Origin of the sequence: Novosphingobium bradum, from assembly GCF_042646485.1 — a bacterium.
GTDB lineage: Bacteria > Pseudomonadota > Alphaproteobacteria > Sphingomonadales > Sphingomonadaceae > Novosphingobium > Novosphingobium bradum.
This window is the reverse complement of the sequence record NZ_JBHRTQ010000001.1, coordinates 22,880-35,294: the sequence shown is the minus strand read 5'-3', so window position 1 is coordinate 35,294 and position 12,415 is coordinate 22,880. Positions and strand designations below refer to the sequence as shown.

Below are 12,415 nucleotides of genomic sequence, written 5' to 3'. Positions count from 1 at the left end.
TTTGACCGACGACATTCTTCGGGAAGACCGCGAGGGGATCATCATCCTCACGCTCAACCGCGCGGCCAAGCGCAACGCGATGACCATCGCCATGCGCCAGGCGATCTTCGACGCGGTGGACGACCTGCGCGACGATCCGGAGCTGAAGGTGCTGCTGCTGCGGTCCAACAGCCCGTTCTTCACCGCCGGGATCGACATCGTCGAACACGTCCAGCACTTTCCCAACACCCGCACCATGCAGGTCTTCCGCCGCGACTATCGTCGCAACATCCACCGCTTCTTCGACGAGATGGAGATGATCGAGAAGCCGGTGGTCATGGCGATCAACGGCCCGTGCCTGGGCATTGGCCTCGAAATGGCCGGCGCGGTCGATTTCCGCCTCGCCTCCACCGAAGCCCGCTTCGGCCTGCCCGAAGTGGACCTGGGCATGATCGCCGGCTCGGGCGGCACCAGCCGTCTCGTCCGCCTGATCGGCGTGGGCTGGACCAAGTGGCTGGGCATGGCGGGCGAACCGATGGACGCGCAGACCGCGCTGACCGCCGGCCTCGTCCAGGCCGTTTACCAGCCCGAGGCGTTCGAGGACCAGGTCTGGGCCTTCTGCCAGCGCCTGGCCGCCAAGGATGCCGATGCGGTCGGCGTGGCCAAGCTTGCCATCGACCTGTGCAAGGATCTCGATCGCCAGGGCGGCCGCACGGTCGAGCGCCTGGCCAATACCCCGCTATCCCTGCGCGACAATTCCGCGCGCATTGCCAACCGTTTGAAGACCGGAGGAAAGAAGTAACATGAGCTGGAACACGCTGCTCGTCGAAAAGCGCGGCCACACCGCCTGCGTCACCCTCAACCGCCCGGAAGTGCTCAACTCCGTCTCGATCGAGATGATGCGCGAACTGAAGGCGCTCTACCAGGAGCTGGAAGACGACGAGGACGTCTGGACGATCATCGTCACCGGCGCGGGCAACAAGGCGCTGTGCACCGGGGCTGATGTCAACGTCATCGAAGGCACGATGCGCGATGGCCAGCCGACCGGCATCGATATGTGGGGCGAGCCGATGCTCTCCTCCTATCGCCAGTGGGACATCCCGCAGGAGGCGACCCCGCCCTACATGACCATGACCAAGCCGATCATCTGCGCGATCAACGGCATCGCCTGCGGCGCGGGGCTGGATCTGGTTACCACCTGCGACATTTCGATCGCCGCCGATCACGCCAGCTTCTTCGATCCGCACGTGTCGATCGGCGTGGTCTCGGCGCGCGAGATGGTGCGCGTGGCGCGCGTGCTCCCGCTGCCGGTGGCCATGCGGATGGCGATCATGGGCAAGCATGAGCGGATCAGCGCCCAGCGCGCCTACGAGCTGGGCTTCATCACCGAGGTGGTCCCCGGCGACCAGCTGATGGAGCGCGCCTGGGAAGTGGCCGAGATCGTCAACCGCAACGCGCCGCTGGCCGTGCGCGGCACCCGCATGGCGATCCGCAAGGGCTATTCGCTGCCGATCTACGAGGCCGAACTGCTCGCCGAAAGCTACCGGATGCGCTGCGCCCAGACCGAGGACGCGGTGGAAGGCCCGGCCGCCTTCCTCGAAAAGCGCCGCCCCGAATGGAAGGGCCGCTGACGCCATGCAGCAGGTGTTCAAGGGACTGAGGGTCCTCGATTTCGGCCGGTTCATCGCCGCGCCGTGGTGCAGCGCGATCCTGGCGGACCTCGGCGCGGACGTGATCCGCGTGGAAAAGCGCGAAGGCGGGGAGGATCGCTGGGTCCAGTCGGTCGGTCCCAACGGGGCCAGCGCCGGCTACCTCTCGAACAACCGCAACAAGCGCTCGCTCACCCTTGATACCACCACGCCCGAAGGCCGCGCGATCGCCGCGAAGCTGGTGGCCAGCGCCGACGTGGTCATCGCCAATATGCCCGACGAGGCCATGGCCGCGAACGGGCTGGACTATGAAACGCTCAAAGCCATCAAGCCCGACATCATCCTCGCCAGCGCCACGGCCTATGGCCGGGGCGGGCCTTATTCCAAGCGCGTGGGCTTCGACGGGGTGGGCCAGGTCATGTCGGGCGCGGTCTACCGCACCGGCGCGCCCGAACAGCCCTATCGCACCGCTGTCCCCTATGTGGACTATTCCACGGCGCTCTCGCTGACCATCGCGGTCATGGCCGCGATCATCCACCGCAACGCCACCGGCGAAGGGCAGCAGGTCGAGGCCGCGCTCCTGCCCAGCGCGCTGATGATCTCCAATGCCCTGTGCATCGAACAGGCGATCCTCAAGAAGGATGCCGGGCGGGTCGGCAACCGCGGCATGGCGATCGGGCCGAGCGACCTGTTCGCGGTGGGCGATGGCTGGATTCTCGTCCAGGTCACCGGCCAGCCGATGTTCAAGCGCTGGTGCCGCCTGATGGAGCGCGAGGAATGGTTCACCGATCCGCGCTTCGCCGACGATGAACAGCGCGCCGCCAACATCGCGCCGCTGAACGCGCGGATGAGCGAATGGTGCCAGGGCAAGACCATGGAGCAAGCCATGGCCGCGCTGGGCGAGGCGCGCGTGCCGGCCAGCCCGGTGCTCTCGCCCCAGCAGGTGCTCGATGATCCCCATGTCCAGGCGATGGGCTATCTCAAGCCGCTCGACTATCCGGGGCTGCCCAGCCCCGCGCCGGTGATCGAAACCCCGTTCCGGATGTCGGCCACCCCGCCCTCGATCCGCACCCGCGCACCCACCGTGGGCGAACACACCGACGCGCTGCTGGCCGACCTGGGCTATTCAGAGGCCGACATCGCCGCCCTGCACGAGCGCGCGATTGTCTGATGCTGGCGTCTGATGCTGGCGTCTGACCGGGGAGGCGGTGCGGGGTGTGCCCGGCCGCCCGCTATCCGTTCTGGCCGACTGGCCGGTCCTGGAGCGGGATGACTTGGCGTTGAAGCGCAAAGCCCTTCCCCGGTGGGGAGGGGAGACCGGCGCTTCAATCTCATGTCAGCAGATTCCAACCCGACCGGCCCGTTTACCCCACCGGGAAGGAGATCGACTTGATCTGGGTATATTCGTTATACCCTTCCTCGCCCCATTCGCGGCCCAGCCCCGACCGCTTGTAGCCGCCGAACGGCATATCGGGGTGCAGCCGGCCCGAGCCGCCGTTGAGCTGGACCATGCCGGTGCGGATCCGCAGCGCCATGTCCATCGCCTTGCCGGCATCGGCCGAGATGATCGCGCCGCCCAGGCCAAACTGGGTGCTGTTGGCGATGCGGATCGCCTCCTCGTCGCTGTCGAAGCCCATGATCGCCATGACCGGGCCGAACACCTCGTTCTGGCCCAGGTGGCTGTTCGCGCCGACATTGTCGAAGATGGTCGGCTGGAAATAGAACCCGCCGGCCAGGTGCGGGGCCAGCCCGGTCGAGCGGGCGCCGCCGTGGACCAGGCTGGCGCCTTCCTCCAGCGCGCGGGCCACGAACTGCTCGGCCCGCTGGCAGGCGACATCGCGGATCAACGGCCCCATGACCACGCCCGGCTCGAACGGATCGCCCTGCTGCCACTGTGCCACCGCGCCCTTGAGCGCGGCGACGAAGTCGGCGCGGATGCGGTTGTCGACCAGCACGCGGGTGGTGCAGGCGCAGCCCTGGCCGGATTGGGCGAAGTTGGAAAACAGCGCGCTCGGCAGGGCGCGGGCGATATCGGCATCGTGGCGTATGATCAGCGCCGACTTGCCGCCCAGTTCGAGGTGGCACTTGATCAGGTAGGGCGCGGCCTGGGCCATGATCATCGAGCCGACCTTGTCCGATCCGGTGAAGCTGATCATGCTCACCCGCGCATCGGCGCTGAGCGCGGTGCCCACCTCGGGGCCGCCGGTGACCAAGTTGAACACGCCCGGCGGCAGGTCCAGCTCGGCCATCATCTCGGCCAGCAGCAGCGATTGCAGCGGGGTGATCGGCGCGGGCTTGAGCACCATCGAATTGCCCGCCGCGATGGCCGGGGCCGACTTGATCAGGCCCAGCAGGAAGCCGGCGTTGTAGGGGGTGATGCAGCTCACCACGCCGATCGGATCGCGCGCGGTCACCGCGCCGCCCAGCCTGGTCGTGCCGTCCCACGAGGGGGTGGAGATCAGCGGCAGGGTCTTCATCGGATCGCGCGCGGAAAGCGCGATGATCTTTTCCAGCTGGTCGGTGCCCAGCAGGAGCTGGCCTTCGCACTCCATCCGGGTGTAGCCCATTTCCAGCATCATCAGCCGGACGATCTCCTCGCGCCGGGCCTGGACCATGTCGAGCAGGCGGCGGATCGCGGCGGAGCGCAGCTTGCGATCGGCATTGGCCCAGACCCCGTCCTCGAAGCTGCGGTGAGCGGCGGCCAGCGCGCGCTCGGCCTCGGCCGCGGTGCCGACCGGCGCGCTGCCGATGGCCTTGCCGGTGATCGGGGTGATCGCTTCCTCGGTCCCGGCCGCAGGGGCCACGAACGCGCCATCGATGAAGAGCCGGGCGTAGTCGGCGCGAAATTGGCTGTCATGCACGGTCATCGATGGCATCCCCTTGCAGCGCCCGCCTGGTCGCGGGCTGTCCTGTCCGGCACAGATGGTTGGCCGGCGCGCGCGGGGGCAAGCCCCGGGATGCCGGCCATCGGGAAAAGGGGAGGCCGAAGCCGCCCGGCGCCCTGGGTCAGACCGCTGCCATCATCGGGGCCATCAGCGGCGCGTCCTGCGCCTCGGCCCCGTCGGCCAGGGGCGCGGCGCCGCCGATCCCGCGCTCCAGCGTGGCGAGCATGGCGTTGGTATCGACCGCGGCGCCTTCGGGATAGATGATGCCCAGCGCCAGCGGGCGTTCTTCCGGCTGGGCGCGCAGCATGATCGCGGTCACCTGGTGATCGGGCAGGAAGCCGGCCGCGCCGGTGGCGTGGCCCGCATGGCGCAGCGCCGCGACCTGTTCGGCCAGTTCGGCCACCTTGAGCCGGCCGCCCTCGGATTCGGCGTTGAGGCGGCGCAGCATCCCGGCCACCTGGTCGCTCTCCATGCTGGACAGCAGCAACTGGCCGGCCACGCTCGACGAGAGCGGCTCGGAGCTGCCGCGATGGATGGCGGCGGCGCGCGGATCGGAGCCGGGCGACCAGTGGAACACCTGGACGTGGGTGCCGACCATGCCGAACAGGGCCACGCTGTAGCGGGTGGAGCGGGCCAGCCGGTCCATGAACACGAACAGCCGGCCATCGCGCACCGGGGCGGGCTGGGCGCCCGCGCCCATCACGGCCAGGCGCGGGGTGGGCCAGTAGGAGCGCTGGCGGCGGTCCTTGTAGAGCAGGCCCATGTCAACCAGGCTGGAGAGCAGCTCGGAGGTGCTGGACTGCGGGCGGCCATAGCGGCGCACGATGTCCATCACCGTGGCGGTCGGGTGGTTCTCGTCGAAATACTCGAACACCTCGATCACGCGCTTGGCGATCTTGACCTTGTTCGATTCGAGGACCGTCGCCATTCGAGACTCTCCACTTGTTTTATGAGTTAGACATTCCCCGTTTGCCGGGGGGCGTCAATCAAAAAAATGACAGGCTCTCGGTTTTTTGCGACAACCGGGTTAGAAGTGCGAATTCGCAGGGGAATCAGCGCCTGCCGGAAGGGCTTCGCGGCCGGTCCGGCACCCGTGCGGTTGCCGTTTCACGGCGTGCCGGGCCGGCCGGTGCGGTCCGACTCGGACCTGTCCCGGCCCCGGCCCGACCCCGGCCCATCCGGCGCGATTTGCTGCTGACACGCGGCGGCCAGGCGCTAATCGGGTGGCCACAATTGTTGAACCGATTGATTCGTCGCGCACGAATCCAGCCAGGAGGATGCCTTGACCGACGCCCCGCATATGCTGATCGAGGAAGAGGGGGCGATCCTGATCGCCACGCTCAACCGGCCGGAAAAGTTCAACGCGCTCAGCAACGAGTTGATGGCCACCCTGCGCGCGGCCGTGCTGCGTTTTCGTGACGAAGCCGCGCTCAAGGTCATGCTGATCCGCGCCCGGGGCAAGTATTTCTCCGCCGGGGCCGACCTGCGCGAAGGCAGCCCCGATTCCGGCCGCGCCCGCGATACCGGCGTCGGCATCCGCGAATTCCACCGCCTCGAGATGCGCGGGATGCAGGCGCTATGGGACGAGATGGAGCACATCGAGAAGCCCTTCGTCGTCGCCCACCAGGGCACGGTGGTCGGCGGCGGGCTGGAGATGTCGCTGTCGTGCGATTTCCGCCTCGCCTCGCACAGCGCCGCCTACAGCCTGCCCGAGGGCAAGTTCGGCGTGCTGCCCGCGTCCAACGGGGTCAGTCGGCTGACCCGGGTGATCGGCCCGCACTGGGCACGCTACCTCGTCATGGGCGGCTTCACCGCCGACGCGCACAAGGCCATGCACATGGGCCTGATCCACGAGCTGTGGCCCGATGAAGGCTTCGAGGAGCGCTGCCTCGATTTCTGCCGCCACCTTGCCCGCCAGCACGGCGAGCAGATGGGCACGGCCAAGCTGGCGATCGAGCTGTGCGCCGACCTTGACCGCGAGCAGGGCCGCCACATCGAGCGCATGGCCAATTCGGTGCTGATGCTGTCGCCCGGCTACCAGGAAATCTTCAAGAGCCACGTCTCCGGGATCGGCAAGGGCAAGCAGCGCGATAACGGCTGAGTGGGGTGGGGCTGAGTGGGCCGGAGCCGCGTGGGCCGGAGCCGCGCGGCAACTCCATCGTGCCCGCGATCGGTCGGCGGAGGCAGGCGGCAGGGGCCGCGCCCGCGCGGTGCGCGCCTTGCCTCTGGCCGACCTTGCCTGTAGCGGCCCTTCGCTTATAGGCACAGGATGGTTTTTCGCTCCGCGGCGCAGGCCCGGGGCATCAGTTCATGGGAAGTTTCTGACATGACACAAGTGATGAAGGGTGTGCGGGTGCTCGAAGTGGCCCAGTTCACCTTCGTGCCCGCCGCCGGCGCCGTGCTGGCCGACTGGGGCGCCGACGTCATCAAGATCGAGCACCCGGTTCGCGGCGATACCCAGCGCGGGTTCATCAACGTCACCGGCATCGCCGCCAACCCGCTGCGCCACATCCTGATGGAGCATCCCAATCGCGGCAAGCGCAGCGTGGGCATCGATGTCTCCACGCCCGAAGGCCAGGCCCTGCTCTACGAGATCGCCAAGCACTGCGACGTGTTCCTGACCAACTATCTCCCCTCGGTCCGCCAGCGCCACAAGTTCGACATCGAACACATCCGCGCGGCCAATCCGAACATCATCTACGCGCGCGGTTCCGCCTTCGGCGACAAGGGGCCGGAGCGCGACGTCGGCGGGTTCGATTCCACCGCCTTCTGGACCCGTGGCGGCGTCGGCGTCGCCACCACGCCGGGCGAGCTTGATGGCCTGCTGGCCCAGCCCGCCGCCGCCTTTGGCGATTCTATCGGCGGCATGAACATCGCCGGCGGCATTTCCGCCGCCCTGTTCCACCGCGAACGCACCGGCGAGGCGGTCGAGCTTGACGTCTCGCTGCTGTCCTCGGCCTGGTGGGCCACCGCCGCCTCGCTCGACATCGCGATCGAGACCGGCCAGCAGCAGCGCGCGCGCCTGCCGCGCTCCGGCTCCAACCCGGGCAATCCGTTCGTCGGCAACTTCAATTGCCAGGGCGGCGGCGTGATCAACCTCGCCACGCTCACCCCCGGGCCGTACATCCGCGACCTGTTCACCCACCTCGGCATTCCCGAGGCCGCCGATGACGAGCGCTTTGCCACCGCCGAGGCGCTGATGAAGAACTGGGAAGCGGCCAGCGAAGTGATGGTCGCCGCCTTCGGCGCCAAGCCCTTCGCCTACTGGCGCGAGCACCTGCGGACCTTCAAGGGCCAGTGGGCGCCCGCGCAGGACTATCTGGCCCTCGCCGCCGACGAGCAGGCGCTGGCCAACGATATGCTGTTCGAGGTCGAGGCGATCGACGGCGGCGAGCCGATCAAGCTGGCCCGCTGCCCGGTGCAGTTCAACCACGAGCCGGTCGTCACCACCCGCGCGCCCCAGGCGTCGGAGCATACCGAGACTTTCCTGATGGAAATCGGTATCGAGTGGGACCGGATCGAAGAGCTGAAAGCCGTGGGCGCCATCGCCTGACCAACCCTTCAAGAGTGGAAACAAGACCATGAAAGCTGGAACCAAGCTCAAGAGCGCCTGCTGCGATACCGAAGTGATGGTGATCAAGGCCGCCGAGGGCGAACTGGCCTGCGGCGGCGCGCCGATGGTGGCCGAACGCGGCGACGACAAGCCCGCGATCGACCCGGCCTTCGCCGAGGGCACCAAGACCGGCAAGCGCTACACCGATGCCGCCGGCTCGATCGAGCTGCTCTGCACCAAGGCCGGCGCCGGCTCGCTCTCGCTGGGCGGCGTGGCGCTGATCCTCAAGGAAGCCAAGCCGCTCCCTTCGTCCGACTGACCTTCGCTCCGGAACGCCCGTTCCGCACAATTCGGCACCGGTCCGCTCATCCGCCCGGCCACCCCCAGCGCAACGGCGCCGGGTGGCCCGGCCGGGAAGCGGGCCGGTGCCGCCATCCGATCCGACCCAGAGGTTTGCCCGCGTGAACATTGCCCTGATTCTGGAAATGGCGGCCGATGCCGCCCCGGACCGCGTCGGCCTGGTCTGCGACGGCGTGTCGTGGACCTATGGCGAGCTGCTCCACGCAGCGCGCGGCGCCGCCCAGGTGATCCGTGCCAGCGGCGCGCACTATGTCGCCCTGCTCGATGAAAGCAGCGAGGCCGCGCCGATCGCGCTGTTCGGCGCAGGCCTGGCCGGCGTGCCTTATTGCCCGCTCAACTACCGGCTCGCCGATGCCGATCTGGCCGCCCTGCTGGGCCGGATCGCCCCGGCGCTGGTGATCGGCGATGTCACGCGGGTGGAAAATGTCGCCGGCGGCCAGGGTCACACGCCCATGTCGCGCGCCCAGTTCGTCGAGGCCGCCCGCACCGCCACGGTGCCCGAGGACGCCGAATACGATGGCGGCGAAGGCATCGCGATCCAGCTGTTCACCAGCGGCACCACCGCCGCACCCAAGGCCGCGATCCTGCGCCACTCGAACCTGCTCGGCTATATCCTGGGCACAGTCGAATTCGCCTCGGCCGAGGAAGACGATGCCGCCGTGGTGGTGGTTCCGCCCTATCACATCGCCGGGATCTCGGCGCTGCTCTCCTCGATCTATTCGCAGCGCAAGATCGCGCTCCTGCCCGCGTTCACGCCGGAAGGCTGGCTCAAGCTGGTCGAAAGCGAGAAGGCCACCAATGCCTTCGTCGTGCCGACCATGCTCACCCGCATCATCGACACCATGGGCAAGGGCTTCCCGGCCGATGTCTCCACCCTCAAGGCGATCGCCTATGGCGGTGGCAAGATGCCGCTCGAAGTGATTTCCAAGGCGCTGGTGCTGTTCCCCGAAACCGGCTTCACCAATGCCTATGGCCTCACCGAAACCAGTTCGACCGTGGCCCTGCTCGGCCCCGAGGATCACCGCGAGGCTTTCGCTTCCGATGATCCCAAGGCCCGCGCGCGGCTGACCTCGCTGGGCAAGCCGATCCCCAGCGTGGAAATGGAAATCCGCGACGAGGATGGCCGCGTGCTCGGCCCGAACGAGGCCGGCGAGATCTACGTGCGCGGCGATCAGGTTTCGGGCGAATACAAGGAAAAGAGCGCGCTCGACGCCGAGGGCTGGTTCCCCACCCGCGATGCCGGCTACATGGACGAGGACGGCTACCTGTTCCTTTCGGGCCGCGCCGACGACGTGATCGTGCGCGGGGGCGAGAATATGTCGCCCGGCGAGATCGAGGATGTCCTGCTCACCCACCCGGCCGTGGCCGATGCCGCGGCCGTGGGCATTCCCTCGGTCGAATGGGGCGAGGCGGTGGCCGTGGCGCTGGTCTGCAAGGACGGCCAGCCGGGCGAGGACGAGCTGAAGGCGCTGGTCAAGGAACGCCTGCGCTCCTCGCGCGTGCCCGAGCGGATCGTCTTCGTGCCCGAACTGCCCTACAACGAAATGGGCAAGCTCCTGCGCCGCGAGGTCAAGAAGCTGTTCTGATGGGGGAAGGGCGGGGCCGGTTCAGCCCGGACCCTCCGCCACCGCATCGACCAGCCCCCAGGCCAGCGCGGTGCGGGCATTGATCCGCTTGCCTGAAAGCATCAGCAGCGCGGCGCGGCTGCGCCCGATCCGGCGCGGCACCGAAACCGTGCCGCCCGCGCCCGCAATGATCCCCATGCCCACCTCGGGCAGCTGGAACCAGGCATCGGCCGAGGCGGTCAGCCGCGCCGCGAAGGCCGCCAGCTCCAGCCCCGAACCCACGCAGCCGCCCTGCACGTGGACCTCCAGCGCATCGACCCGGGGCAGCAGGGCAAGCGCGGGCAGGGTCCGCATCCGGATCGCATGGGCGGTCACCGGATCAACCGTGGTGCCGAACTCGGTCAGGTCCGCGCCCATGCTGAAGCTGCGGCCCGCGCCGGCCAGGCGGATGCGCGTGATGGCGGGATCGAGCGCGGCCAGGGTGAAGGCATCGAACAGGGCATCGCGCAGCGCCCGGTCGATGGCGTTGCGCGCCTCGGGCCGGTCGATCAGCAGGGCCAGCGTCGCGCCGTCGCGTTCGACGTGCAGGTGGCCGGGGGGAGGGGGCGGCGCGGCCGGCGCGGCCGGCGCGGACTGCCGGGCGCCGGTCCAGCCGCGGTGCTCGTCGCTGCCCTGGAGCATGGCATAGGCGAAGCTTTCGGCCACCAGCGCCTCGCGCAGCGGCAGGGCATAGGTGGCGCGCAGGAGATCGACCAGCGCGGCGGCGGCCCGGGGCGCGGCCATGATCCCGGTGGCCAGCGCCTCCAGCGTGATCGGCGGTTCGATCACCACGTCCATCGCGGCGGCGCGCGGATCGGCCGGATCGCCCAGGCCCACCAGCGGCACCGGCGGCAGCGGGTCGAACGGCTCATCCCGCGGCCACTGGGCCAGGTCCACCAGGGCGAAAGGGCGTTCGTCCTCGCGCCAGTCGAGCCGCAGCATCCAGGGTTCAAGCCGCATCGCGTCCATGCGCGCGATGATGGACGCGAAGCCGGTGGGAGACAACCGCGCATCGCGCTAAAGGAAGCCATGGACCCCGCCCGCGATCCCGGATTTGCCAGCGCCCACGCCGCCACGCTGCTGCGCGCGCTGGGCCTTGCCGGCGCGCCCGGGGTCGCCGCCGATCATCCCGCGCTGGCCTGGCGCCGCGCCGGGCTGATGGCGGTGACCGGGCGTGCCGCTGGCCCCGCGCTGGTCGCCCCCGTTGCGCTCACCGCCCTCGCCGATGGCGCGCTCGGCGCCTTGCGGGCCATCGCGCCTGATGCCAGTTTTCCGGGCGACAGCCTGCCCATCAACGGCGCGCTGCTGCTGGGCGAACGGGCGCGGCTGCTCGGCCTTGCGCGCCGGGGGCAGACCTCCGCCAATGGCTCGTGCCACCTGATCGCCGCCAAGGGCGGGCATATCGCGCTCAACCTGCCGCGCCCGGACGATCTGGACCTGCTGCCCGCCCTGCTGGGCGAGGAGGTGGCCGATCTTGCCGCCTTCATGGCGATCGCGCGGGGCCGCCCGGTCGATGACCTGCTCGAACGCGGCCGCCTGCTCGGCCTCGCCATTGCCGCCAATCGCACGGCGTCAGCCCCGGACCTGCCGTTCACCATCACTCGCCATGGCCCGGCGCGCGCGCGCAAGGGCAAGCCGCTGGTGGTCGATCTCTCCGCGCTCTGGGCCGGGCCGCTCGCCGGTTCGCTGCTCGCGGCGGCAGGGGCCGAGGTGATCAAGGTCGAAAGCCGCCGCCGCCCCGATGGCGCGCGGCGCGGCCACGCCGGCTTCTACGATTGGCTCAATGCCGGCAAGCGCGCCGTCGCGCTCGATTTTGCCGCGCCCGAGGATGTCCGCCGCCTCCGGGCGCTCATCGCCGTGGCCGACATTGTGATCGAAGGCAGCCGCCCGCGCGCGCTGGCCGATCTGGGCATCGATGCGGCGGCCACCGCCGCGCGCGGAGCCACCTGGGTCTCGATCACCGCCCACGGCCGCGAGGGCGCGGCGGCGGGCTGGACCGGCTTTGGCGACGATGCGGCGATCGCCGGCGGGCTGGGCGCGGCCATGGCCTCGGGCTGGGGCGAGGTGCTGTTCGCGGGCGATGCGATCGCCGATCCGCTCGCCGGCCTCCACGCCGCGCTCTGCGCCTGGGCGGGGTGGACACTTGGCGGCGGCAGCCTGTTCTCGGTGCCGCTGGCCCGGGGCATCGCCCATGCCTGCGCCGCGGCCAGCGTCGGCCCCGCCGACCTCAGCGCATGGCAGCGCCTCGCCGAAGCCGATACCGCGCCGCTCTACCCCATGCGCCGGCCCGCCCCACCGGCCCGGGCGCTGGGTGCCGACAATGATCGGCTGGCCGCGCTTACCAGCGGCTGATCCCCCCTGATCCCCCATCGCGGCGGCGATGCT

11 protein-coding genes are annotated in these 12,415 nt (G+C 69.5%); 8 read left to right on the top strand and 3 right to left on the bottom strand.

Annotated elements, in window-relative coordinates:
- Position 1 precedes the first annotated feature (1 nt).
- From ACFOD9_RS00170 to ACFOD9_RS00160, 3 genes are read left to right on the top strand one after another with little or no spacing between them, the layout of a single operon-like run.
- Positions 2–781, top strand: a complete 780-nt coding sequence (locus ACFOD9_RS00170) for an enoyl-CoA hydratase/isomerase family protein (RefSeq protein WP_379508052.1) — start codon at positions 2–4, stop codon at positions 779–781.
- A gap of 1 nt (position 782) precedes the next feature.
- Positions 783–1,610, top strand: a complete 828-nt coding sequence (locus ACFOD9_RS00165; protein ID WP_379508051.1) for an enoyl-CoA hydratase/isomerase family protein — start codon at positions 783–785, stop codon at positions 1,608–1,610.
- Between the two features lie 4 nt (positions 1,611–1,614).
- Positions 1,615–2,799: a CaiB/BaiF CoA transferase family protein gene (locus tag ACFOD9_RS00160; RefSeq protein WP_379508050.1), complete on the top strand. Its 1,185-nt coding sequence runs from the start codon at positions 1,615–1,617 to the stop codon at positions 2,797–2,799.
- Positions 2,800–2,992: 193 nt separating this feature from the next.
- Here the strand turns inward: ACFOD9_RS00160 and ACFOD9_RS00155 are convergent, their stop codons facing one another.
- Both ACFOD9_RS00155 and ACFOD9_RS00150 read right to left on the bottom strand, forming a co-directional pair.
- Complete coding sequence (locus ACFOD9_RS00155) at positions 2,993–4,495, bottom strand: aldehyde dehydrogenase family protein (RefSeq protein WP_379508049.1); 1,503 nt, start codon at positions 4,493–4,495, stop codon at positions 2,993–2,995.
- Between the two features lie 139 nt (positions 4,496–4,634).
- Positions 4,635–5,441 carry a helix-turn-helix domain-containing protein gene (locus tag ACFOD9_RS00150; protein WP_379508048.1) on the bottom strand — a complete coding sequence of 269 codons (807 nt, stop codon included), beginning with the start codon at positions 5,439–5,441 and terminating at the stop codon, positions 4,635–4,637.
- Positions 5,442–5,795: 354 nt separating this feature from the next.
- On the opposite strand from ACFOD9_RS00150, the gene ACFOD9_RS00145 reads away from it, so the two are divergent.
- The 4 genes from ACFOD9_RS00145 to ACFOD9_RS00130 all read left to right on the top strand — a co-directional run bounded on the left by ACFOD9_RS00145 (position 5,796) and on the right by ACFOD9_RS00130 (position 10,012).
- Positions 5,796–6,614, top strand: coding sequence for an enoyl-CoA hydratase/isomerase family protein (locus tag ACFOD9_RS00145; protein WP_379508047.1), 819 nt, complete (start codon positions 5,796–5,798; stop codon positions 6,612–6,614).
- Positions 6,615–6,839: 225 nt separating this feature from the next.
- Complete coding sequence (locus ACFOD9_RS00140) at positions 6,840–8,066, top strand: CaiB/BaiF CoA transferase family protein (RefSeq protein WP_379508046.1); 1,227 nt, start codon at positions 6,840–6,842, stop codon at positions 8,064–8,066.
- A gap of 28 nt (positions 8,067–8,094) precedes the next feature.
- Positions 8,095–8,385, top strand: a complete 291-nt coding sequence (locus ACFOD9_RS00135) for a hypothetical protein (protein WP_379508045.1) — start codon at positions 8,095–8,097, stop codon at positions 8,383–8,385.
- A 142-nt stretch (positions 8,386–8,527) separates the two neighbouring features.
- Complete coding sequence (locus ACFOD9_RS00130; protein ID WP_379508044.1) at positions 8,528–10,012, top strand: class I adenylate-forming enzyme family protein; 1,485 nt, start codon at positions 8,528–8,530, stop codon at positions 10,010–10,012.
- 21 nt (positions 10,013–10,033) lie between these two features.
- Here the strand turns inward: ACFOD9_RS00130 and ACFOD9_RS00125 are convergent, their stop codons facing one another.
- On the bottom strand, positions 10,034–10,999 hold the full coding sequence (locus tag ACFOD9_RS00125; protein ID WP_379508043.1) for an enoyl-CoA hydratase/isomerase family protein: 966 nt from the start codon (positions 10,997–10,999) through the stop codon (positions 10,034–10,036).
- Positions 11,000–11,059: 60 nt separating this feature from the next.
- Here ACFOD9_RS00125 and ACFOD9_RS00120 point away from each other — a divergent pair, with 60 nt between their 5' ends.
- Complete coding sequence (locus ACFOD9_RS00120) at positions 11,060–12,382, top strand: CoA transferase (protein WP_379508042.1); 1,323 nt, start codon at positions 11,060–11,062, stop codon at positions 12,380–12,382.
- Positions 12,383–12,415: the final 33 nt, after the last annotated feature.

Coding starts and splice junctions, on each gene's coding strand:
- ACFOD9_RS00165 (WP_379508051.1), top strand. CDS start 783: ATGAGCTGGAACACGCTGCTCGTCGAAAAGCGCGGCCACACCGCCTGC.
- ACFOD9_RS00160 (WP_379508050.1), top strand. CDS start 1,615: ATGCAGCAGGTGTTCAAGGGACTGAGGGTCCTCGATTTCGGCCGGTTC.
- ACFOD9_RS00155 (WP_379508049.1), bottom strand. CDS start 4,495: ATGACCGTGCATGACAGCCAATTTCGCGCCGACTACGCCCGGCTCTTC.
- ACFOD9_RS00150 (WP_379508048.1), bottom strand. CDS start 5,441: ATGGCGACGGTCCTCGAATCGAACAAGGTCAAGATCGCCAAGCGCGTG.
- ACFOD9_RS00140 (WP_379508046.1), top strand. CDS start 6,840: ATGACACAAGTGATGAAGGGTGTGCGGGTGCTCGAAGTGGCCCAGTTC.
- ACFOD9_RS00135 (WP_379508045.1), top strand. CDS start 8,095: ATGAAAGCTGGAACCAAGCTCAAGAGCGCCTGCTGCGATACCGAAGTG.
- ACFOD9_RS00125 (WP_379508043.1), bottom strand. CDS start 10,999: ATGGACGCGATGCGGCTTGAACCCTGGATGCTGCGGCTCGACTGGCGC.
- ACFOD9_RS00120 (WP_379508042.1), top strand. CDS start 11,060: ATGGACCCCGCCCGCGATCCCGGATTTGCCAGCGCCCACGCCGCCACG.